The organism is Streptomyces sp. 35G-GA-8 (genome assembly GCF_023534745.1).
Lineage (GTDB): Bacteria > Actinomycetota > Actinomycetes > Streptomycetales > Streptomycetaceae > Streptomyces.
In genome coordinates this window covers 84,713-106,099 of sequence record NZ_JAMHJQ010000003.1, presented here as the reverse complement: position 1 = coordinate 106,099, position 21,387 = coordinate 84,713, and the positions used below count along the sequence as shown (strand labels likewise).

Sequence of the window (21,387 nt, the reverse complement as noted above, 5' to 3'; positions counted from 1 at the left end):
CGCCCGGCCCGGGAGCGGACTCCCGGGCACGCACGGTCCCTACTCCGCGGCGGGTACGGGTTCCGGGTCGCCCGCGGACGGCTTCGGCTCCCCGGCCTTCTTCGCGCGGTTCCTCAGGACGAGCATGGACACGATCCCGATCAGCACCGCGAGCAGCAGACCGAGCCAGGAGAAGCGCTTGAGCCAGGCCTCGGCGACCACGCCCACCGAGTAGACGACGGCGGTCGTACCGCCCGCCCAGAGGATGCCGCCCAGCACATTGGCGATCAGGAACTTCCAGTACGGCATGTGCAGCACGCCCGCGAGCGGTCCGGCGAAGATCCGCAGCAGGGCGACGAAGCGGCCGAAGAAGACGGCCCACATGCCCCACTTCTGGAACGATCGCTCCGCCATGGCGATCTGGGCCTCGCCGAAGTGCTTGGGGAACTTCCCGCCGAGCCGGGCGAGCAGCGGCCTGCCGCCCTTGCGCCCGATGGCATAGCCGATCGAGTCGCCGATGATCGCCCCGGCGGTGGCGCAGGCGCCGAGGATGTACGGATTGATGTCGCCGTGCTGGGAGGCGAGCAGCGCCGAGCTGACGAGGACGATCTCACCCGGCAGCGGGATCCCGAGGCTTTCGAGCCCGATGACCACCCCCACCAGGAGATAGACGCTGACCGCGGGGACGGTCTCCAGCCACTCCTGGACGTGCACCGCCGGTTCCTCTCGTTGGTTCCGCTGCCCGGCGTGCGCCTGGCCAGGCGCACGCCGGGCAGCCTACCTGGTGGGCGGGTGGGGTCAGGAACGCGGACGAGGTCAGGAATGGGGTCGGAGGGTCCAGACGACGGTCATCTCTCCGGTGACCGCTCCGTCCTCACGGGTGAGAGTGACGGCCACCGGAAACTCCGGCCGCTCTCCGGCGTCCAGCTCCGCGACGACGTCCGCCGCGGGGCGGCCCAGCGTGGCGGTGGCCGTCACGATCCCCTTGGCGAGTTTCCGGTAGCCGATCTCCGCCGTGACAGCGAGCGGGACCGCGCGCTGGAGCTGGTCGCCGAAGGCGGCGAGCACGACGGCGCCGCTGGCCGACTCAGCGAGGGTGAACATCGCTCCGGCGTGCGGTCCGCCGAGGTGGTTGTGGTAGTCGGGCTGGTCGGGCAGGCGCAGGACGGCCCGTTCCGCCGTGGTCTCCAGAAACTCCAGTCCCAGGGTCCTGATCATGGGAACCGTGGCGGCGAGCGTCTCGCCGAGGGGCAGCTGATCCGTGGTCATGACATGCGATGTTACCTGCGAGTAGCAGAGCTTCACCATCCCCTGACGGGGCGGACGTGGCAGCCGCCCGGCGGACCCCTCTATCGTTACTCGCCATGTGGCAAGGACAGCAGCCGCCCGGGGGCGAGCAGAACCCGCAGGACCAGAATCCCAATCCGTACCAGCAGCCGGGGTATCAGCAGCCGAATCCCTATCAACAGCCGGGATATCAGCAGCCGGGCTACCCGCCGCAGCAGCCGGGACAGGAGCAGCCGGGGTATCCGCAGCAGCCCGGTTATCCGCAGCAGGGGTACCAGCAGCCCAACCCGTACCAGCAGCCGACCGTGCCGCAGCAGTACGCCGTATCGGGGCAGCCCGGTCCGCCCGGTCCCGGACCGGACAAGAAGAAGAACACGACGGTCGTCGCTGTCGTCGCCGCCGCGGTGGTCGTGATCGCCGCGGCGGGCACCGCGTTCTTCGTGATCGGCGGGGACGACACAAAGGTCGACAACGCCGCGGACGACGCCAAGGCGTCCTCCTCCGCCTCCCCGTCGAGTGAGCCGTCCGCCGCCCCGTCCGTCGACAACCCCCGGGACGGCTCCGCCGCCGAGCCGACCATCCCCGGCTGGAAGGTCGTGACCAACCCGAAGCACGGGACGCGATTCGACGTTCCCGCCGACTGGGAGGTCGACAAGCCGGGCGTGATATCCGGCTTCGAGGACGCGAAGAAGGGCGACGGCTCCCCTCTCGTCACGTTCTCGGCCCCCGCTTTCTACAAGTCCAAGTGGTGCTCCCAGGACACCGACAAGGACGGCAAGATGGAGGACAGCAGCCTCGGGGGCACCGGTACCAAGGGCGGCAGGGGCGCCGAGGACACGGCGTCGGCCGCGCGGAACGAGGCGGGCAGCTGGGTCTGGGCCCCCTACGCCCAGGAGGAGTCCGAGGCGTCGCTCAAGGAGAAGATGAAGGTCAGCGAGGCCGAGGCGTACACCACCGCGTCCGGGCTCAAGGGTCACTTCGCGACGGCGACGGTCACCGGCCTCACCAAGAAGAACAAGTGCGACACCGACGGCAAGTCGATCGCCTTCACCTTCGCCAACGCCAAGGGCGACTTCTCCACCTGGGTGCTCTACGCCAACAAGGGCGTGCCGGACGAGATCCCGGACACGACGATCAAGAAGATCATGAGCACCGTCCGACTGGCCGGGGCCTCCTGACCGGAACGTGACAAAATCGGTTGGCACGGGCTACCGGTCGCGGGGATAGTCCCCGGGTGACCTCTCCCGCCAACGCCGACGCCCACGGCGACGCCGACACCGGCCCGCGACGTCCCCGCCGTCCGCACCGTCCGCCGTGGGCAGGCCGTAACTACACACTGCTGACCGCCGCGGCGATCGCCACCAATCTGGGCAGCCAGGGCGCGCTGATCGCCTCGGCGTTCGCGGTGCTCGAACTGGGCGGCGACGCGGGCGACGTGGGGCTGGTGGCCGCGGCCCGTACGATTCCGCTCGTTCTCTTTCTGCTGGTCGGCGGCGCGCTGGCGGACCGGCTGCCCCGGCACCGGGTGATGGTCGCCGCCAACGCGGTCAACTGCGTCTCCCAGGCCACCTTCGCCGCCCTGGTGCTGACGGGCGATGCGCGGCTCTGGCAGATGATGGCGCTGGCCGCGCTCGGCGGCACGGGCCACGCCTTCTTCAGCCCGGCCTCCGAGGGCATGCTGATGTCCAGTGTCAGCGGCGAACAGGCGGCCCGGGCCTTCGCGCTCTACCGGATGTCGATGCACGGCGCCGGGATCGGCGGCGCCGCGCTGGGCGGGGCGCTCATCGCGGTGATCGGCCCCGGCTGGGTGCTGGCCGTCGACGCCGCCGCCTTCCTGGTGGCCGGGGCGCTGCGCGCCTTCCTCGATGTCAGTCATATCCCGCCGCGTGAGCCGGGCGGCGGGATGATCGCCGATCTGCGGGACGGCTGGCGGGAGTTCATCGGCCGGCCCTGGCTCTGGACGATCGTCGTCCAGTTCGCGGTGGTCAACGCGGTCGTCGTGGCGGCCGAGTCGGTGTACGGGCCGCTGGTCGCCCGCGATGAACTCGGCGGGGCGGGTCCCTGGGGGCTGGCCCTCGCCGCCTTCGGCGCGGGCACCGTGGGCGGCGCGCTGGTGATGATGCGCTGGAAGCCGCGCCGGCTGCTGCTCGCGGGCACGCTGTGCGTCTTTCCCCTGGCCCTGCCGTCCGCCGGGCTCGCGATACCGCTGCCGGGCGCGGGGCTTGCGCTGGTGATGTTCCTGACGGGGCTCGCGGTCGAGGTCTTCGGGGTGTCGTGGATGACCGCGCTGCATCAGGAGATCGCCGAGGAGAAGCTCTCCCGGGTCTCCGCGTACGACATGCTGGGCTCGATCGGGATGATTCCGTTGGCCACCGCGCTCGCGGGACCGGCGGAGAGCGCCTTCGGGCGCACCTACGCGCTGTGGGGCTGCTCGGCGCTGGTCATCCTGCTGACGGCCGCGGTCCTGACCGTGCCGGACGTACGCCGGCTGACGCGCCGCGACTCCACCACCCCGGCGGCGGGGACAGGCAAGAGCGCGGAGAGCGCGGGGAGTGCCGCCGTGTCAGCCGACGCCGAAGGCACCGTCGGGCGGGCGGGGTGACGGTACGGCGCCGCTGTCCCGTACCGGCGCCGCGTCCCCGATGAACTTCCGCAGCGACGCGCCGTGTTCGACCCGGGCGGGGAAGGCGTCGGCGGCGGTACGGCGGGCCAGGGCCGCCATGTCGATCTCCGTGTGCGAGGCGACCAGCACGGCGTTGCCGAAGCGACGGCCGCGCAGGACGGCGGGCTCCGCGATCAGCGCCAGTTCCTCGAAAACGGTGGCGAAGGTGGCCAGTTGGGAGCGGAGGAAGTCGAAGGGCGCCCCGTCGGCGAGGTTCGCGGCGTAGACCCCGTCCGTCCGCAGCACCCGCGCGGCCTCGCGCGCGTACTCGACGGAGGTGAGATGAGCGGGCACCCGCGAGCCGCCGAAGACATCGCCGACGAGCACATCCACGGAGCGGTCCCGGGCGGCTTCGAGCCAGTGGCGTGCGTCCGCGCCGTGCACGGCGATGCCGGTGCCGTCCGGTATCGGCAGTGTCTCCGCGACCAGCGCCAGCAGTCCCCTGTCCGCCTCCACCACACATTGCGTGGAGCCGGGCCTGGTGGCGGCCACATAGCGGGGCAGGGTGCAGGCCCCGCCGCCGAGGTGGAGCACGGTGAGCGGAGCGCCCTCCTCGCCCGCGCGGTCGATGACATGGGCGAGACGCCGTACGTACTCGAACTCCAGATGGGTCGGCTCGTCGAGATCGACATAGGACTGGGGCGCGCCGTCGACCGTGAGCAGCCAGGCACGCTCCCGGTCCACATCGGGCAGCAGCTTGGCGGTGCCGGTGTCCACGGCGCGCATGACGGGGATCGCTTCGTTCACGGTTCCATTGTGCGCGCCCGCCTCCCCGGGATACCGGGGGGACGGGCGCGCGGACCATGGGCGCGGGCCGGGCGCGGCCTCGCGGACGGGGTCAGAGCAGGGACGTGACCGTGCCGGCGCCGACCGTACGGCCGCCCTCGCGGATCGCGAAGCCGAGCCCGGCCTCCAGCGGGACGTCACGGCCCAGCTCCACGGTCAGACTGACCGTGTCCCCGGGGCGCGCGACGGCCGCCTCGCCCAGGTCGATGTCACCGACCACATCCGCCGTACGGATGTAGAACTGCGGCCGGTAGCCACTGGTGACCGGGGTCGTCCGCCCGCCCTCGCGGGCGGAGAGGACATACACCTGCGCGGTGAAGCGCCTGCTCGGCACGACACTGCCCGGCGCCGCCACCACATGGCCGCGGCGGACCGCGTCGCGTTGCGTGCCGCGCAGGAGCAGCGCGACATTGTCCCCGGCCTCGGCGGACTCCATCGGCTTGCCGAAGGTCTCCAGCCCGGTGACGACCGTCTCGATACCGGCGCCGAGCACCTCCACCCGGTCGCCGACCCGCACCGTGCCGCGCTCGACGGCACCGGTGACGACCGTGCCGCGCCCGGTGATGGTGAGGACGTTCTCCACCGGGAGCAGGAACGGCGCGTCCGTGTACCTGATGGGCATCGGCACATACGTGTCGATCGCGTCGAGCAGCGCCTCCACGGCCGCCACCCAGCGCGGGTCGCCCTCCAGCGCGCGCAGCCCGGAGACCCGGACGACGGGCGCCGCGTCGCCGCCGTACCCGTGCTCGGTGAGCAGTTCACGCACCTCCAGCTCGACCAGGTCCGTCAGTTCGTCGTCGCCCGCGTCGGCCTTGTTGAGCGCGACGACGATGTGGTTGACGCCGACCTGGCGGGCGAGCAGCACATGCTCGGCGGTCTGCGGCATGATCCCGTCGAGCGCGGACACGACGAGGATCGCCCCGTCGAGCTGGACGGCGCCGGTCACCATGTTCTTGATGTAGTCGGCGTGGCCCGGCATGTCGACATGCGCGTAGTGCCGGGTGTCGGTCTCGTACTCGACGTGCGAGATGTTGATGGTGATCCCCCGGGCGGCCTCCTCCGGGGCCCGGTCGATCCGGTCGAACGGCACGAACGTGCCGGTCCCCCGGTCGCTGAGGACTTTGGTGATGGCGGCGGTCAGGGTGGTCTTTCCGTGGTCGACGTGGCCCATGGTGCCGATGTTCAGATGCGGCTTGGTGCGCACGTATGCCGTCTTGGGCATGGTTCGCGTGGTTCCTTCCAGGAACTCGAAGCTGAGAGGGACCCCCGGGCCTTGCCGACCCTCCCCCTGCGGGGTCCGCCGGACGATCCGGGAAGGGTCAGCTTCGGGCGCCGCCGAGGGGCGCCGCGGGTGCCGCTGCCGCGGCTGCCGCCGCGGGGGGCGCGGTCGCGATGAGCGCCGCCGTGTCGGCCGCGTGCGCGAGGGGGAGACCGGCGGGGAAACCGGCAGCCTTCGGCGCGTCCGCGACTGCGGACGGCGCTGCGGGGAAGGCGTGCCGGAACATGTCGCCGATCCTGGCCCATGCCCACTGTTCACGTCGAATGGTTTTCCCCGCCACGGGAGTTCATGTGGGTCGGCTAGCATCCCCGAATATGCTCGACACCGCCCCCAGGCCGGTCCCGAAGCCGGCCCCCGAGCCTTCGCCGGGCCTCGCTCTGCGCTGCCTCCGGCTGCTGCTCTCGCCCTGGTCGCGGTTCGCCCTGCTCGTCGTCGTGCTCGCCGCGGCGGGCGTGGCGGTGCTGCTGTACGAACCGCAGAAGTTTCTCGCCGACGGCTGGCCGCCGCAGTTCAGCGGCGCGACGGCGGTGGTGCTGTTCGCCGTGGCGTACGGGCTGTGCGCCGTCGCGTTCGTACCCCGTCCCCTGCTCAGTCTCGCCGCCGGCGCGCTCTTCGGCTCGGCGTTCGGGCTGCTCGCCGCGAGCGTGGGGTCGGTCCTGGCCGGCGCGATCTCCTTCGGGCTCGTCCGCATTCTCGGGCAGGGGGCGCTTCGGCCGCTGCTGCGGGGCCGCTGGCTGCTGGCGGCCGACGGACAGCTGAGCAGGCACGGCTTCCGGTCGATGATGGCGCTCCGGCTCTTTCCGGGAGTGCCGTTCGCCCTCGGCACCTACTGCGCCGCCGTCTCACGTATGCGATGGGCGCCGTTCCTGCTGGCGACCGGGATCGGAACGATCCCCAACACCGCGGCATATGTGATCGCGGGCAGCGAGGCGTCCTCCCCGACCTCGCCGATGTTCCTCATCGCGACCGGCTTCATCGTGGTCACCGGGGTGGCCGCGGCGATCGTCGCCTGGCGCCAGCGCCACCGCCTCGGCCGCCGCTGAGCTCACCTCACGCCGGGTGTGGCGGCGCGGTCATGGCGTGCCGAGCCCGAGGTCGCCGCCGGGCGGCGGTGCGGAGAACCGCGCCACGTCGGCGTCCGTGACCTCCGCCAGTTCCTTCGGCGACCAGCGCGGCCTGCGGTCCTTGTCGATGACCTGGGCCCGGATGCCCTCCTGGAGATCGGGGAAGGTCAGCGCAGCGCACGAGGCGCGATACTCCTGATCGATCACCTGTTCGAGCGTGGCGGTCCTGCGGGCCCGGCGGACCGCGACGAGCGTGGCCTTGAGCGCGGTGGGCGACCGGGTGAGAAGCGTCTCCGCGGCGTCCTTCGCCGCCGGTGCCCCGTTGCCCCGCAGGCGGTCGATGATCTCCTCCACGGACCCGGCCGGGTAGCAGTCGTCGATCCACTCACGGTCCGCGTCGAGCCGCCCCTGCGGCGCTGTCGCCCCGTACCGGCGCACGATCTCCCGCACGTCCGCCGCCTCCCGTACCTCGGGCCCCGCGAGCGCGGCGCGCAGCTCGCCCAGCCGGTCGGAGGGTACGAAGTGATCCGCGAACCCGCACAGCAGCGCGTCCGCCGGGCCGAACGTCTGCCCGGTGAGGGCGAGATGGGTGCCCAGCTCGCCGGGCGCGCGGGAGAGCAGATAGGTGCCGCCGACATCGGGGACCAGCCCGATCGCGGTCTCGGGCATGGCGACGGCCGAGCGTTCGGTGACGATCCGTACGCTGCCGTGCGCCGAGACGCCGACGCCGCCGCCCATCACGATGCCGTCCATCAGCGCGACATACGGCTTGGGGTAGCGGGCGATCCGGACGTTGAGCCGGTACTCGTCGCGCCAGAAGGCGGGCGAGACACCCCCACCGGTGCGCGTGTCCTCGTGGATCACACGGATGTCGCCACCGGCGCAGAGCCCTCGGTCACCGGCGCCCGAGATGACCACGGCCGTGACGTCGTCGTCGCCCTCCCACGCGGCCAGCGCCTCGTCGATCGTCCGCACCATGGGGTGGGTGAGGGCGTTGAGCGCGCGGGGTCGGTTGAGGGTGATGTGGGCCGTACGGCCCGCGCGGGCGGTCAGTACGGGTTCGTCGTGGGCCATGCTCTCGCTGGTTCCTTCCCTGGGCCGACGCGTCCGTGAGATCGCACCCGTCCAGTATGGACACGCTGTTCCTGGGGCTCCCCACCGGTCCGTCAGGGGGATCAGATACGGGTGGGGGCCGCCAGCGCCTCGATGATCCGCTCCGCGGCGAGCGTCGCGGTCAGGGTCCCTTCCCGTACCTCCCGCTCCAGCGCGGGCGCCAGTTCCCGTACGCCCGGGTGTTCGCGCAGCCGGTCGAGGAGGTGGTCGCGGACCATCGCCCACGTCCAGTCGACCTGCTGGTCGCGGCGCTTGCGCTCCAGCCGGCCGTCGGCGCCGAGCACCGCGCGGTGCTGTTCGAGCCGTTCCCATACGGTGTCCAGGCCGCTGCCCTCCCGCGCGCTGCAACTGAGCACCGGCGGCGTCCAGGCGGCGTCCGCCGGGTGCATCAGCCGTAGCGCGCCCGCGAGTTCCCGTGCGGCCGAGCGCGCGTCGCGTTCGTGCGGGCCGTCGGCCTTGTTGACCGCGATGACGTCGGCCAGTTCGAGGACGCCCTTCTTGATGCCCTGGAGCTGGTCCCCGGTGCGCGCCAGCGTGAGCAGCAGGAAGGAGTCGACCATGTTGGCGACGGTGGTCTCGGACTGGCCGACCCCTACGGTCTCGACGAGCACCACGTCGTACCCGGCGGCCTCCATGACGATGATGGTCTCGCGGGTCGCCTTGGCCACCCCGCCCAGCGTGCCCGCGGTCGGCGAGGGCCGTACGAACGCGGCCGGGTCCACGGCGAGCCGTTCCATCCGGGTCTTGTCGCCCAGGATGGAGCCGCCCGTCCTGCTGGAGGACGGGTCGACGGCGAGCACCGCGACACGGTGGCCGAGCCCGGTGAGCAGCGTCCCCATCGCGTCGATGAACGTGGACTTGCCGACGCCGGGGACCCCGCTGATACCGATCCTGCGGGCCTTCCCGGAGTGCGGCAGCAGTTCGGTCAGCAACTGCTGGGCGAGCCTGCGGTGGTCGGACCTGGTGGACTCCACGAGGGTGACGGCACGGGCGATATACGAACGGGAGCCGTCCAGAACGCCCTTGACGTAACTGTCGATGTCGATCCGTGGGGGCACGCGCTCACCGCTCCGCGCCGAGAGCGGTTTCACCGGAGGCGGCTTCGCCCGGGGCGGCCTCTCCGGCCGCGGGCTCATCGGCGGCGGTGTCGTGACCCAGCGAGAGCGCGAGCGCGGTCAGCAGATCGTGCGCGGCGTCCGGGATGACCGTCCCCGGCGGGAAGACCGCGGCGGCCCCGGCCCGGTGCAGCTCCTCGATGTCCTGGGGCGGGATCACCCCGCCGACCACGATCATGATGTCCTCGCGGCCCTCCTCGGCGAGCTGTTCGCGCAGCGCCGGTACGAGCGTGAGGTGCCCGGCGGCGAGCGACGAGACACCGACGATATGCGCGTCGGCCTCGACGGCCTGCCGCGCCACCTCGGCGGGCGTCTGGAACAGCGGGCCGACATCCACGTCGAAGCCCAGGTCGGCGAAGGCCGTGGCGATCACCTTCTGGCCCCGGTCATGGCCGTCCTGGCCCATCTTGGCCACCAGGATGCGCGGCCGGCGTCCTTCGGCCTGTTCGAAGTCCTCGACGGCGGCGCGGGTGCGCTCGACGGCCGGGGAGGTGCCTGCCTCGTTGCGGTACACACCGGCGATGGTACGGATCTGGCCGGAGTGGCGCCCGTACACCTTCTCCAGGGCGTCGGAGATCTCACCGACGGTGGCCTTGGCGCGGGCCGCGTTCACCGCGAGGCCGAGCAGATTGCCGTCAAGTCCGGGGCGCGAGCCGGCCTCGGCGGCGGCGGTGAGCGCGCGCAGCGCGTCCTGGCAGACGTCCTCGTCGCGTTCGGCGCGCAGCCGTCGCAGCTTCTCGATCTGCTGGGTGCGTACGGAGGAGTTGTCGACCTTGAGCACGTCGATCTTCTCGTCGGTCTCCACCCGGTACTTGTTGACGCCGATGACGGGCTGACGACCCGAGTCGATCCGCGCCTGGGTACGGGCCGCGGCTTCCTCGACCCGGAGTTTGGGGATTCCGGCGTCGATGGCCTGCGCCATTCCGCCGGCCGCCTCGACCTCCTCGATGTGCCCCCAGGCCCGCCTGGCGAGGTCGTAGGTCAGCTTCTCGACATACGCGCTGCCGCCCCACGGGTCGGTCACCCGGCAGGTCCCGGACTCCTGCTGAAGCAGCAGCTGGGTGTTGCGGGCGATACGGGCCGAGAAGTCGGTGGGCAGGGCGAGGGCCTCGTCCAGCGCGTTGGTGTGCAGCGACTGGGTGTGGCCCTGCGTGGCGGCCATCGCCTCGACACAGGTGCGGGTGACGTTGTTGAAGACGTCCTGCGCGGTGAGCGACCAGCCGGAGGTCTGTGAATGGGTGCGCAGGGAAAGCGACTTGGCGTTCTTGGGATCGAACTTCTTGACCAGCCTGGCCCAGAGGAGCCGGGCCGCGCGCAGTTTGGCGATCTCCATGAAGAAGTTCATGCCGATGGCCCAGAAGAAGGAGAGCCGGGGCGCGAACGCGTCCACGTCGAGCCCGGCCCCGAGCCCGGCGCGCAGATACTCCACGCCGTCCGCGAGGGTGTAGGCCAGCTCCAGATCGGCCGTCGCCCCCGCTTCCTGGATGTGGTAGCCGGAGATGGAGATGGAGTTGTAGCGCGGCATCTTCCGCGAGGTGTACGCGAAGATGTCGGAGATGATCCGCATCGACGGTTTCGGCGGATAGATATAGGTGTTGCGGACCATGAACTCTTTGAGGATGTCGTTCTGGATGGTCCCGGCCAGCTTCTCGGGCGGTACGCCCTGTTCCTCGGCGGCCACGATATAGAGCGCGAGTACCGGCAGGACCGCGCCGTTCATCGTCATCGACACGCTCATCCTGTCGAGCGGGATGCCGTCGAACAACTGGCGCATGTCGTAGATCGAGTCGATGGCCACACCCGCCATGCCGACATCGCCGGTCACCCGGGGGTGGTCGCTGTCGTAGCCGCGGTGGGTCGGCAGATCGAAGGCGACCGAGAGGCCCTTCTGCCCGGCGGCGAGGTTGCGCCGGTAGAAGGCGTTGGACTCCTCGGCGGTGGAGAACCCCGCGTACTGCCGGATGGTCCAGGGCTGGTTGACATACATCGTCGGATACGGGCCGCGCAGATACGGCGCGATGCCGGGGTAGGTGCCGAGGAAGTCGAGCCCCGCCAGATCCCGCGCGGTGTACAGCGGTTTGACGGCGATGCCCTCGGGGGTGTCCCAGAACAGTTCGTGGTCGGTCCTGCCGGTGTGCTCCTTGACGGCCGTACGCCACTGGTCCTCGGTGGTCCCCGCGCTGTCGCCGGGGCCGAGTTGAATCTCGGAGAAGTCCGGGATCCCCATCACGCCACTCCCATCCGGTCGAGGACGGAGGTCAGGACGGCGATCGCGTCGCCGCCCGCGACGACGAACTCGTCGACTCCGGCCCGTACATAGGTCTCACGCTGTTCGCCGGGGCGGCCGGCGAGGAACACCTGGAGAGCGCCGGCCGTCTTGAGCGCCGCCGCGACGGGCGCGGCACCCTCGGCGTAGAGCGCGTCGCTGGAGCAGATACAGGCGATGGCGGCCCCGCTGCGGGTGAAGGCGTCGGCGGCGGTCGCCGCGTCGACCGTCACCGGGTCGTGGACCGGCTCGATTCCGCCTGCCTGGAACAGGCTGGCCGCGAAGGTGGCGCGCGCGGTGTGCGCGGCGGCCGGTCCCAGGGCGGCCAGAAAGACACGGGGCCGGGCGCCGGTGGCGGCGAGATGCGCGTCGGAGCGGGCGCGAAGCGTCTCGTACGCCTCGTCGCGGCGTACCACCGGCAGTCCGCCTCCCGGCGGCGCGGGCGCCGGGTCGCGTTCCACCGGGGGCCCTGAGAGCTGCGGGAACTCACTGACGCCGGTGATGGGTTCGCGCCGCCGGGCCAGCCTGCCGGAGCGCTCCTGCCAGGTGGCCGCGAGCCGTTCGGCGATCAGTCCGTCGTGGAGCGCGGCGCGCTGGCCACCGGCGCGTTCGATCTCCTGGAACCACGCCCAGGCGGCGTGTGCGAGATCGTCGGTGAGCCGTTCCACGTACCAGGAGCCGCCCGCGGGGTCGATGACCCGCCCCAGGTGGGACTCCTCCAGCAGGATCGTGGAGGTGTTGCGGGCGATCCTGCTCGCGAAGGCGTCGGGCAGGCCGAGTGCGTGGTCGAAGGGCAGTACGGTCACGGCGTCGGCGCCGCCGACCCCGGCCGCCAGCGAGGCGACCGTGGTCCGCAGCATGTTCACCCAGGGGTCGCGCCGGGTCATCATCACCGGTGAGGTCACGGCGTGCTGACGCTGCGCCCCGGTGCCCGCGCCCGCGCCGCAGACCTCTGTCACCCGGGCCCAGAGCCTGCGCGCGGCCCGGAGTTTGGCGATCGTCAGAAACTGGTCGGCGGTCGCGGCGTACCGGAACTCGATCTGTTCGCAGGCGGCTTCGACGGTGAGTCCGGCCGCGGTCAGGTCGCGCAGCCAGCCGACCCCGGTGGCCAGGGCACAGCCCAACTCCTGTGCGTCGGAGGCGCCGCCCTCGTGGTACGGCAGCGCGTCGACGGTGATCGCGCGCAGGCCCGGGTACTCCCGGTCGCAGAGCGCGGCGAGTTCGGCGGCCTCTTCCGTCAGGCCCGTCACTTCCCGTCCGGTACGGGCGAGTTCACCGACGGGGTCCGCGCCGAGGGTGCCGCGCGCCGCGTGGCGGGCCACCCCGCGCTCCTCGTACAGCTTCAGCAACGCCCTCGCGGCGGGCCCGAATTCGGCGCCCGCGTCGAGCGCGATCGGCGCGAGATCGAGATAGACGCCGTCGAGCACCGTCGCGAGCCCGGACACCGGGATTCCGGCGGAACCCACCGACAGCCAGAGGGACGTGACCCCGTTCTCCAGGTCGGAGAGCACGGCTTCGTTGGCGCGCAGGGGGTCCGGGAGCGTATGGCGCTGCCGTACGTCCCAGCCGGAGACCGCGGCGCCCTCGGGACGGCCGCCTCGGGTGAACGGCGCGAAGCCCGGATAGCCGATGCCTCCGGGCGCGTCGTCCGCGGTGTACAGCGGACGGGTGCTGAGCCCGTCCTGCAGCGTGGTGGAGAGCGCTTCCTCGGCAGCCGGCCCCGGCAGATCCCGACCCGACTTGCGCAGCACGCCTGCCACCAGGCTCTGCCACTGCTCGCGGGTCGCGTCGGGGAACTCGGAGGCCAGGGAGAGCCCGTCGTCAGGCAGCACCGTCATGCCCAGATGTTAGGGCAGCGCGGCGAACGAGAAGCAGAGCGCGTCACTGTGACCTTGCCCTCGCCGAAATCCCCTGGGTGTAGGTCATTCATGGTGCGGGATGTGCCAGGGCGAGGACCCGTTGCACCAGGGGTCACCTCCGTCCCGTTATCTAACAGACGCTACGCTGCCCACCACCACCATGTGATCGCCGTCGCCCTGTGCGGACGGCGATGATCTGCCCTGTCCCGGACTCGGTCCGGGACCGACCTCAGCAGTGCCACATCAGCGCCACTTGAGCGCCACGTCAGTGAAGAGCCGGCATGAGTAGGACCACTCACCCATCCATATGATCCAACCCGCACTTCGACCGTCAGCCCTCAGTCCGTCACTGCGCCGCTGTTCCGCGGGCCAGTGCTTGATCATCTCTTGGATGGCGTAGTACCCCATGTCTTGGTTCGAATCTTTCATCCTCGGGCTCGTCCAGGGGCTGACCGAGTTCCTCCCCATCTCCTCCAGCGCCCACCTGCGGCTGACGGCGGTCTTCGCCGGCTGGCAGGATCCGGGCGCGGCGTTCACCGCGATCACCCAGATCGGTACGGAGGCGGCGGTCCTCATCTACTTCCGCAAGGACATCGCCCGAATCGTTTCCGCCTGGTCCCGCTCGCTGGTCAACAAGTCGATGCGCGGTGATCACGACGCCCAGATGGGCTGGCTGGTCATCATCGGCTCGATCCCCATCGGCGTCCTCGGCGTGACGCTGAAGGACCAGATCGACGGTCCGTTCCGTGATCTGCGACTGATCGCCGTCACTCTGATCGTGATGGGCATCGTGCTCGGTGTCGCCGACCGGCTGGCGGCCCGCGACGAGACCGGCGGCAAGCACCGCGCGATCAAGGAGCGCAAGTCGCTGAAGGAGCTGAGCGTCAAGGACGGTCTGATCTACGGCTTCTGCCAGGCGATGGCGCTGGTGCCCGGTGTCTCGCGCTCGGGTGCCACGATCAGCGGTGGTCTGCTGATGGGATACACCCGTGAGGCGGCGGCGCGGTACTCGTTCCTGCTCGCGATCCCCGCGGTGCTCGCCTCGGGCGCGTTCGAACTGAGGAAAGCAGGTGAGGGGCATGTTTCCTGGGGACCGACCATCTTCGCGACATTCATCGCGTTTGTTGTTGGATATGCCGTTATCGCCTGGTTCATGAAGTTCATCACCACGAAGAGCTTCATGCCGTTCGTGATCTACCGGATCCTGCTCGGTATCGCGATCCTGGTCCTGGTCGGCACGGACACACTGAGCCCGCACGCGGGCGAGTCGGCCGGCTGATCCCGGCCGCCGGGGCCCGCGCGATGCGTGGCGGCGCGTGAACGAAGTGTGAGCAAGGACGCTCCCCGATCGGCACCGGGACGGGGCATGGCCCCCTAGGCTGGTCACATGTCCTCCTCCTCCGCTTCCGGGACCCCGGCATCCGACGCCGTCGCGGCCAATGAGCGCATCCGCGCGCTCGTGGACGCGACCGACTCGTCCGACGGGACCTGGCCGGCGGAGGCGTACGAGGTCCTGCTGCTGGAGTGGGCCGCGGCCCTCCATGACAGCGTGGACGAGGCGGCCTGAGCTTCCCCGCCCAGTCCCCGCCCGCCCGCCGGTTCGGTCAGGTCGCGGCGGTGGGGGCCGCCGCGGCCCGGGAGGCGGCGACCGGTGGCGGCGTCGGCCGCTCGGGCTTGGACTTGGGCTTGGGCTCCGGGCTGACCAGACAGTCGAGCGCCTCCTCCACCCCGGACGCGACCTGGATGACTACGCGTTCTTCCTGACTGATGAAGCCGTCGGCGACCATATTGTCCAGGAGCGTCAGCAGCGGGTCGAAGAATCCGCCCTGGTTGACCAGCACAAGTGGCTTGTGATGAATGCCCAGTTGGTTCCATGTCGCCACTTCGAGCAGTTCGTCGAGCGTGCCGAGGCCGCCCGGGAGCACCGCGAAGCCGACCGCGAGGCGGTACATCAGCGCCTTGCGCTCGTGCATCGTCTCCACGACGATCACTTCGGTGCGTGACTCGTCCGGCTGCTCACGTTCGTACAACTGACGGGGGATCACTCCCGTCACCGGCGCCCCCGCGTCCAGCACGGCATCGGCGACGGCGCCCATGATGCCGACGCCTCCCGCGCCGTACACCAGTCCCGTCCCGCGCTGCGCCAGCGCCTCGCCGAACTCGGTGGCGAGTCTCAGATGCTGGGGGCGGGCGCCCGGCCTGGCGCCGCAGAACACACCGACTCGCTCCACTCGCGACGCTGGCATGGTCATATCCGTCTCCGTCTCTCTGGCCCGGCCCCGATCGACACACACCGTATCCGAACAGCTACGTTAAGCGAAGAGGGCCTTGGGTGCCCCTCCGTGCCCCCTCCACGCCCCCTCCCCTCCGCTCTCCGCCACTCCTCTCCACAAGGACCGATTAGTAGCACTAAACCCCCGAAGGGATTACTTACCGGGTCATGTGGCGCAGCCAAGGGCATACCGGTGGGGCGAGACGTTTGCTGCGGAGTACGGCGGGTGCGGTACGGCCCGCCCGCGGCGTGGCGGCCGGACTTCCCCGGCCGCGGTGAGCCCGCCTCCGTCGCTTTCCCCTACTGCCGGGGCCCGTGACGGTCTCCCGGCCCCGACGGAGATGTGGAGGCCTCGATGGTGCCCGCCATGCAAGGTGACGAACGCGAACGATTCCTGGCCGACACCCATGTGGGTGTCCTGGGAGTCACCGACCCCCGTGGAGTCAGCGCACCGCTGCTCGTACCGGTCTGGTACCGGTACGAGCCGGGCAAGGACGTCGTGGTGCAGACCGGCAGGATGTCGCTCAAGGCACGTCTGCTCAAAGAGGCCGGCCGCTTCAGCCTGTGCGTACAGGACGAGACCGCCCCCTACCGCTATGTCAGCGTGGAGGGTCCCATCACCTCCGTCGCGGATCCGATGGACGCGGCGGAGCGCGAGGCCATGGCCCATCGCTATCTGGGGGCCGCCGAGGCGCGGGACTACCTCGTGGGGACACGGGACCAGCTCATCGACGACATCACCTTCCGGATGCGTCCGGAGCGCTGGCGGAGCGCCGACTTCGCCGCCTTCGCCGCCGAGTTCGCCGGTGCCGACGGCGCACGCTGATCCGACCCCGACAGCGCCGGAAGGCAGGACCGCATGACCGACACCGACCCCCGCACGGACGGTATCGACACGCAGGGCATCGACACGCAAGGCATCGACACGCAAGGCATCGACACGCAGGGCATCGAGACGGACGGTATCCACACGGACGGTATCGAGGGCCACCCCGACCCCACGACCGGACGCAGCGGACCGGTCGTCACTCCCCTCGCCCCGGGCCGCGGGCACCCCCGGAGCCCTGGCCGTCCTCGCCCCGGCCGTCCGCCGGACCCCGGCGGGCCGGGGGACTCGGCGTCCCCTGACCCGGGTTATCCACGGAACAGCAGCCTCCCGCGGCTGTTCGAAGCGCGCGCCGGGGCCGCCCCGCTGGCGCCCGCGGCCCGGCACCGGGACCGCGTCATGACATACGGTCAGCTCAGTGCCGACTCCGACCGCCTGGCGGCCCGGCTGCTCGCCGCCGGGGTGGCACCGGGCTCGGCGGTGGGGGTGTGCGGCAGCCGCTCGCTGGAGGCGCTGGTCGCCTTCCTGGGCATTCTCAAGGCCGGCTGTGCCTACGTACCCCTCGACGAGGACCATCCGCCGGCCCGGCTGCGGGCGATGGCCGAGGACGCGGGCGTCCATGTCGCCGTCGTTCTGCCCGGCAGCGTCCGTCGTATCCGCGGTCTGCGCACGCGCGTCGAGCTGGGCCGGATCACCGACGCCCCTCCCGCCGCGGAGAGCACCCCACTGCCGTCCCCGGCGGCGACCGACCGCGCCTATGTGATGTTCACGTCCGGCTCCACCGGCAGGCCGAAGCCCGTCGCCATCGCCCACCGCGGGGTGATCCAGTTGGTGCTGTCGGATCGACGACTGCCCCCGCCCGGCCCCGGCGACGGAGTACTGCACGGCTACGGCCTCTCCTCCGACGCCTCCACGATCGAGATCTGGAGCGGACTGCTCGGCGGCGCCTGCCTCGTACTGGTGGACCGCGAGGAACTGCTCGCCCCCGCCGTCCTGGAGGAGCGCTTGCGCACTCAGGGCGTGACCGTCGCCTATCTCACCACCAGCGTCTTCCACCATGTGGCCAGGACCCGGCCCGGTGCCCTGCGCGGACTGCGGTTCGCCTCCGCCGGCGGGGAGGCGATGGACCCCGGTCTCGCCCGCGCCGTACAGACCGCCTGCCCCGGCACGACCGTCGTGAACTTCTACGGGCCCACCGAGAACAGCGTGGTGTCGACCGCGTACTTCCTGCCGAAGCTGACCGGCGACGAGACCCACCTTCCCATCGGCCGTCCCTTCGCTACCTCCACCTGCCATGTACTGCGCCCCGACGGTACGCCCGCCGCGCCGGACGAGGAGGGCGAACTGTACGTCGGCGGGGACGGCCTGGCGCTGGAGTACATCGGGGACGCGGAGCTGACGGCGGAACGGTTCGTCGGCTCGCCGGACGAGCCGGGTGGCCGGCTGTACCGGACCGGTGACCGTGTCGTACGGGGCCCCGACGGTCTGCTGGAGTACCGGGGACGGCTGGACCGGCAGGTCAAAGTGCGCGGCCAGCGCATCGAACTGGACGAGATCGAGGCGCGGTTGCGCTGTCACACCGAGGTGGGCGAGGCCGTCGTGGAACTCCGCGACGGTGTCCTGGCCGCCTATCTCACCCCCGCGCGGCCAGGCGGCACGCTTCCGGTGGACGCGCTGCGGAGATACTGCGTGAGCTGGCTGCCCGCCCAGGCGGTGCCGACCCTTGTCGCGCGGGAACGGTTCCCGGTCACCAGCGCCGGCAAGGTCGACCGCGGGCGCCTGCTGGCCGAGTCGGGGCACGGCGAGATGAGCGGGCCGGGCGGTGCGTCGCGGGAAGGCGCCCCGTACCCGTCCGGTCCCGGCGGGGGGACACGGTCCGGCGGCCCCGGCGCCGAGACGGACGGCCCGCTGGAGGCGCTGGCCGAGGTGTGGCACCTGGTGCTGCGCGTACGCCCCACGCCCACCGACAACTTCTTCCTCATCGGGGGCGATTCCCTGCTGGCGGCCGAAGTCGTCGCCCGGGCGCTCGCGTTGCTGAATCTTGACGCGGCGCTCGGCAGCGGTCTGATCCGCGCCCTGCTGGCCGACCCGACGCTGGAGGGTTTCGCGGCCGCCGTCGGCGCCCATCGCGGCCGGCCGGCCGGCCCGCGGCGGACGGGCGTTCCTTCGGGGGCCCCGGACGCGGAGGTCGACTTCGTACGCGAGAGCGCGCTCGGCTTCTCGCTGCCGCCCGCCGAGACGCCGGTGCCGCGGCCCGGCGACCCGTCGGACGTCCTGCTCACCGGCGCCAGCGGTTTCGTCGGCGCGTTCCTCCTGGACCGGCTGTTACGGGACACCACGGCCCGTATCCACTGCCCGGTACGCGCCTCGGGCGCGGCGCACGCGGAGCGCCGCGTCCTGGCCGCGCTCACCCGCTACGGTCTGCGCGCGGACGACACCGTGCGGCAGCGGCTGGTCTGCTTCCCCGGGGACCTCGCCGCGCCCGGACTCGGTCTGTCAGCGGAACACGCCGCCGCTCTGGCCGCGCGCCTGGATCTGATCGTGCACAACGGCGCGCAGGTCAACTTCCTCTATCCGTACGGCGCTCTGCGGGCCGCCAATGTCGAGGGCACCCGCGAGATCATCAAGCTGGCGGCCCCCCGCCGGGTGCCGGTGCACTTCCTGTCCACGGTGGCGGTCCTCGCCGGCTTCGGCACCGCCGGGGCGCGGGAGGTCGACGAGGACGTACGTCTCGCTCACGCGGACCGGCTCACGATGGGGTACGCCGAGAGCAAGTGGGTCGCCGAGAGTCTGCTGCGCGGCGCGGCCGAGCAGGGACTTCCGGTCGCCGTCTACCGTCCGTACGAAGTGACCGGGGACCGGCTGCACGGCGCCTGCAACACGGAGACGGCGATCTGCTCGCTGTTCAAGACCATCGCGGAGACGGGGCTCGCTCCCGATATCGCGCTGCCGATGGATTTCGTGCCGGTCGATCATGTGGCGGAGTCCGTGGTGCATATCGCCACCCGGCACCGGGCGAAGGACCGGGTCTACCACCTCACCAATCCGCGCCCGGCCGTGCTGCGTGATGTGCTGGACCGGATGCGCGCGGCGGGGTGCGCGATGCGCATGCTGCCGTACGGGGAGTGGGTGGACGAGCTGGTACGTCATGTCTCACTCCATCCCACCAGCCCGACCGCGCCTTTCGTGTCCCTCTGTGTGGACCGGGCGAACCAGGGCGACATCTCGGTCAAGGAGATGTATCTGGAGGGCGTCTTCCCCCGGCTGAGCCGCCGTAACACCGAAGCGGCCCTGGCGGGGAGCGGTCTGGACTGCCCGCCGGTGGACGCGGTGATGCTGGACCGCTATCTGGAGTACTTCTTCACCTCGGGCTATATGACGCGGCCCGCGGTCGCTCCGGCCGGCGTGGCGGCGACGGTGCCATAGGCGGCGAACGGGTCACGTGGTGTCGGGGCCGGGGATGTTGCCGCTTCCCCGGCCCCGTCCCGCCGCCGCTCGTGCGGCGGCGGGGCGACCGAGCAGCGGGGCGACCGAGCAGCGGGACGACCGAGCAGCGGGGCGACCGGGCAGCGGGGCGACCGAGCAGAGGGGCGACCGTCACCAGCGCACCGGAATCGTCTCCGGCAGCAGTACGGCGTGGTCCTGCCGCCAGCGGATCTCCTCGGGGGCGACGGCCAGCCGCAGCCCGGGGACGGTGTCGAGCAGAGCCCGCAACGCCGCCTCGGTCTGCGCCCGGTTCAGCGCGGCGGCCGGACAGAAATGCCGCCCCTGCCCGAACCGGAGATGCGGCGCCGACGGCCGCCGGTCGATGTCCAGCCGGTCGGGCGAGTCGAAGACGGCGGGGTCGCGATGGGCCGCGTCGATGGAGATCAGCACCAACTCACCGGCGCTGACCCGGACTCCGCCGACCTCGGCGTCCTCCCGGGCGATACGCGCAATGGAATCGCCCAGCATGACGGACCACCGGTACAGCTCCTCCAGAGCGCCGGGCAGCGCCTGCGGCTCCGCCCTCAGCCGGGCGGCCAGCTCCGGGTCGCGTGCCAGGACCAGACCGCAGAGTGCCAGGAAGCCGGCCGGGTTCCCCAGGCCCGACACAAAGAGGAACAGCGCGATCTCCACCAACTCCCGGTGGCTCAGCGGATGTTCGGAGGAGCGGTTCAGCAGAGCGAGGCGGCCGAGCAGCCCTTCCGTGCCGATGCCCGTCATCCAGTCGTCGAAGCGGCTCAGCGCCTTCGTCCAGTCGGAGAAGAGATGCTCGTCCGCCTCTTCGCCCGTGCAGAGCAGACGGAACCAGCCGGCCAGCTCCGGGGACGCCTCGGTGGGCAGCCCGAGCAGTTCACAGGTCACCTGGGAGGCCCACGGGAGGGCGAAGTCGGCCACCAGATCGCCCGGTTCTGTGTTCGCCCGCCCTTTCGCCGTCATGGTGGTGAGCAGGGTGGACGCGATGTCGCGCACCCGCTCCAGCGAGATATGCGGCTGCCGCGGCCCCATTCCCTTCACGGCCTCGTCCCGCAGCCCCGCCGCCCGCAGCATGGTCATCGTGCCGACGACGCTGAGCGGCGGCGCGGAGTGGTCCTCCTGCGGCATCGCGGGGTCGGCGATCAGGCTTCGGCTGAGCCGGGGGTCCTTCAGCGCCTCCCGCGCGGCGTCGTAACCGGTCACGAGCCAGCCGAGCGCGCCGGCGTTGGTCACCACGCGGGTGACGGGCTCCTCGACAACGAATCTGCCCAGCTCACTCGCCAAGGCGTCGCCGCGAAAGCTGAACGGGTAGTGCGGGATGCCACCGACAACGCTCATGACCACCGTCTCCTGTTCGATGGACGGGCCGGCCGGGGACGGCGGGCCGAAGACCCTGAAAGGGGCTTTCATCCATACATTC

18 protein-coding genes are annotated in these 21,387 nt (G+C 71.3%); 7 read left to right on the top strand and 11 right to left on the bottom strand.

The genetic code is table 11. The features are described from left to right. Window positions 1-39: 39 nt before the first annotated feature. Both M1203_RS06950 and M1203_RS06945 read right to left on the bottom strand, forming a co-directional pair. Window positions 40-693: a DedA family protein gene (locus M1203_RS06950; protein ID WP_249948631.1), complete on the bottom strand. Its 654-nt coding sequence runs from the start codon at window positions 691-693 to the stop codon at window positions 40-42. A gap of 102 nt (window positions 694-795) precedes the next feature. Continuing rightward, window positions 796-1,248 (bottom strand): DUF4442 domain-containing protein, encoded by a 453-nt coding sequence (locus M1203_RS06945; RefSeq protein WP_249948630.1) that lies wholly within the window; start codon window positions 1,246-1,248, stop codon window positions 796-798. Window positions 1,249-1,343: 95 nt separating this feature from the next. Between M1203_RS06945 and M1203_RS06940 the strand changes: the two genes are divergently transcribed. Beyond that, window positions 1,344-2,444 carry a hypothetical protein gene (locus M1203_RS06940; protein WP_249948629.1) on the top strand — a complete coding sequence of 367 codons (1,101 nt, stop codon included), beginning with the start codon at window positions 1,344-1,346 and terminating at the stop codon, window positions 2,442-2,444. Window positions 2,445-2,500: 56 nt separating this feature from the next. Then, entirely contained in the window at window positions 2,501-3,868 is a 1,368-nt protein-coding gene (locus M1203_RS06935) for an MFS transporter (protein ID WP_374402199.1), read from the top strand. On the opposite strand, the gene M1203_RS06930 is transcribed toward M1203_RS06935, so the two are convergent. From M1203_RS06930 to M1203_RS06920, 3 genes are all read right to left on the bottom strand, one after another. After that, window positions 3,830-4,675 carry a fused MFS/spermidine synthase gene (locus M1203_RS06930; protein WP_249948628.1) on the bottom strand — a complete coding sequence of 282 codons (846 nt, stop codon included), beginning with the start codon at window positions 4,673-4,675 and terminating at the stop codon, window positions 3,830-3,832. The genes M1203_RS06935 and M1203_RS06930 overlap by 39 nt on opposite strands. Before the next feature lie 91 nt (window positions 4,676-4,766). Continuing rightward, window positions 4,767-5,936: an elongation factor Tu gene (gene tuf, locus M1203_RS06925; protein ID WP_249948627.1), complete on the bottom strand. Its 1,170-nt coding sequence runs from the start codon at window positions 5,934-5,936 to the stop codon at window positions 4,767-4,769. A gap of 97 nt (window positions 5,937-6,033) precedes the next feature. After that, the gene (locus tag M1203_RS06920; protein ID WP_249948626.1) at window positions 6,034-6,219 is read right to left on the bottom strand and encodes a hypothetical protein; all 186 of its coding nucleotides are present in this window, start codon (window positions 6,217-6,219) and stop codon (window positions 6,034-6,036) included. An 88-nt stretch (window positions 6,220-6,307) separates the two neighbouring features. Here M1203_RS06920 and M1203_RS06915 point away from each other — a divergent pair, with 88 nt between their 5' ends. Beyond that, window positions 6,308-7,036 (top strand): TVP38/TMEM64 family protein, encoded by a 729-nt coding sequence (locus M1203_RS06915; RefSeq protein WP_249948625.1) that lies wholly within the window; start codon window positions 6,308-6,310, stop codon window positions 7,034-7,036. Window positions 7,037-7,066: 30 nt separating this feature from the next. Here M1203_RS06915 and M1203_RS06910 read toward each other — a convergent pair whose 3' ends face one another. The 4 genes from M1203_RS06910 to mutA all read right to left on the bottom strand — a co-directional run bounded on the left by M1203_RS06910 (window position 7,067) and on the right by mutA (window position 13,389). Then, a complete protein-coding gene (locus tag M1203_RS06910) occupies window positions 7,067-8,131 on the bottom strand; it encodes an enoyl-CoA hydratase/isomerase family protein (protein ID WP_249948624.1) in 1,065 nt (354 codons plus the stop codon). Between the two features lie 101 nt (window positions 8,132-8,232). Further along, entirely contained in the window at window positions 8,233-9,228 is a 996-nt protein-coding gene (gene meaB / locus M1203_RS06905; protein ID WP_249948623.1) for a methylmalonyl Co-A mutase-associated GTPase MeaB, read from the bottom strand. Between the two features lie 4 nt (window positions 9,229-9,232). After that, window positions 9,233-11,512: a methylmalonyl-CoA mutase gene (gene scpA / locus M1203_RS06900; protein ID WP_249948622.1), complete on the bottom strand. Its 2,280-nt coding sequence runs from the start codon at window positions 11,510-11,512 to the stop codon at window positions 9,233-9,235. Continuing rightward, complete coding sequence (gene mutA, locus M1203_RS06895) at window positions 11,512-13,389, bottom strand: methylmalonyl-CoA mutase small subunit (RefSeq protein ID WP_249948621.1); 1,878 nt, start codon at window positions 13,387-13,389, stop codon at window positions 11,512-11,514. The genes scpA and mutA overlap by 1 nt, the downstream gene beginning before the upstream one ends. A 427-nt stretch (window positions 13,390-13,816) precedes the next feature. Between mutA and M1203_RS06890 the strand changes: the two genes are divergently transcribed. Further along, a complete protein-coding gene (locus tag M1203_RS06890; protein ID WP_249948620.1) occupies window positions 13,817-14,689 on the top strand; it encodes an undecaprenyl-diphosphate phosphatase in 873 nt (290 codons plus the stop codon). A 108-nt stretch (window positions 14,690-14,797) separates the two neighbouring features. Further along, the gene (locus M1203_RS06885; protein WP_249948619.1) at window positions 14,798-14,977 is read left to right on the top strand and encodes a hypothetical protein; all 180 of its coding nucleotides are present in this window, start codon (window positions 14,798-14,800) and stop codon (window positions 14,975-14,977) included. Window positions 14,978-15,014: 37 nt separating this feature from the next. Here the strand turns inward: M1203_RS06885 and M1203_RS06880 are convergent, their stop codons facing one another. Further along, the gene (locus M1203_RS06880) at window positions 15,015-15,656 is read right to left on the bottom strand and encodes a TIGR00730 family Rossman fold protein (protein ID WP_249948618.1); all 642 of its coding nucleotides are present in this window, start codon (window positions 15,654-15,656) and stop codon (window positions 15,015-15,017) included. 393 nt (window positions 15,657-16,049) lie between these two features. Between M1203_RS06880 and M1203_RS06875 the strand changes: the two genes are divergently transcribed. Then, a complete protein-coding gene (locus tag M1203_RS06875; RefSeq protein ID WP_249948617.1) occupies window positions 16,050-16,508 on the top strand; it encodes a pyridoxamine 5'-phosphate oxidase family protein in 459 nt (152 codons plus the stop codon). Window positions 16,509-16,541: 33 nt separating this feature from the next. Further along, window positions 16,542-19,934: an amino acid adenylation domain-containing protein gene (locus M1203_RS06870; RefSeq protein WP_249948616.1), complete on the top strand. Its 3,393-nt coding sequence runs from the start codon at window positions 16,542-16,544 to the stop codon at window positions 19,932-19,934. A 171-nt stretch (window positions 19,935-20,105) separates the two neighbouring features. Here the strand turns inward: M1203_RS06870 and M1203_RS06865 are convergent, their stop codons facing one another. Further along, window positions 20,106-21,305 carry a cytochrome P450 gene (locus tag M1203_RS06865; protein WP_249948615.1) on the bottom strand — a complete coding sequence of 400 codons (1,200 nt, stop codon included), beginning with the start codon at window positions 21,303-21,305 and terminating at the stop codon, window positions 20,106-20,108. Between the last annotated feature and the right edge of the window lie 82 nt (window positions 21,306-21,387).

Coding starts and splice junctions, on each gene's coding strand:
- M1203_RS06865 (WP_249948615.1), bottom strand. CDS start 21,305: ATGAGCGTTGTCGGTGGCATCCCGCACTACCCGTTCAGCTTTCGCGGC.
- M1203_RS06915 (WP_249948625.1), top strand. CDS start 6,308: ATGCTCGACACCGCCCCCAGGCCGGTCCCGAAGCCGGCCCCCGAGCCT.
- scpA (WP_249948622.1), bottom strand. CDS start 11,512: ATGGGGATCCCGGACTTCTCCGAGATTCAACTCGGCCCCGGCGACAGC.
- tuf (WP_249948627.1), bottom strand. CDS start 5,936: ATGCCCAAGACGGCATACGTGCGCACCAAGCCGCATCTGAACATCGGC.
- M1203_RS06940 (WP_249948629.1), top strand. CDS start 1,344: ATGTGGCAAGGACAGCAGCCGCCCGGGGGCGAGCAGAACCCGCAGGAC.
- M1203_RS06875 (WP_249948617.1), top strand. CDS start 16,050: ATGCAAGGTGACGAACGCGAACGATTCCTGGCCGACACCCATGTGGGT.
- mutA (WP_249948621.1), bottom strand. CDS start 13,389: ATGACGGTGCTGCCTGACGACGGGCTCTCCCTGGCCTCCGAGTTCCCC.
- M1203_RS06870 (WP_249948616.1), top strand. CDS start 16,542: ATGACCGACACCGACCCCCGCACGGACGGTATCGACACGCAGGGCATC.
- M1203_RS06880 (WP_249948618.1), bottom strand. CDS start 15,656: ATGCCAGCGTCGCGAGTGGAGCGAGTCGGTGTGTTCTGCGGCGCCAGG.
- M1203_RS06945 (WP_249948630.1), bottom strand. CDS start 1,248: ATGACCACGGATCAGCTGCCCCTCGGCGAGACGCTCGCCGCCACGGTT.
- M1203_RS06885 (WP_249948619.1), top strand. CDS start 14,798: ATGTCCTCCTCCTCCGCTTCCGGGACCCCGGCATCCGACGCCGTCGCG.
- M1203_RS06910 (WP_249948624.1), bottom strand. CDS start 8,131: ATGGCCCACGACGAACCCGTACTGACCGCCCGCGCGGGCCGTACGGCC.
- M1203_RS06890 (WP_249948620.1), top strand. CDS start 13,817: ATGTCTTGGTTCGAATCTTTCATCCTCGGGCTCGTCCAGGGGCTGACC.
- M1203_RS06920 (WP_249948626.1), bottom strand. CDS start 6,219: ATGTTCCGGCACGCCTTCCCCGCAGCGCCGTCCGCAGTCGCGGACGCG.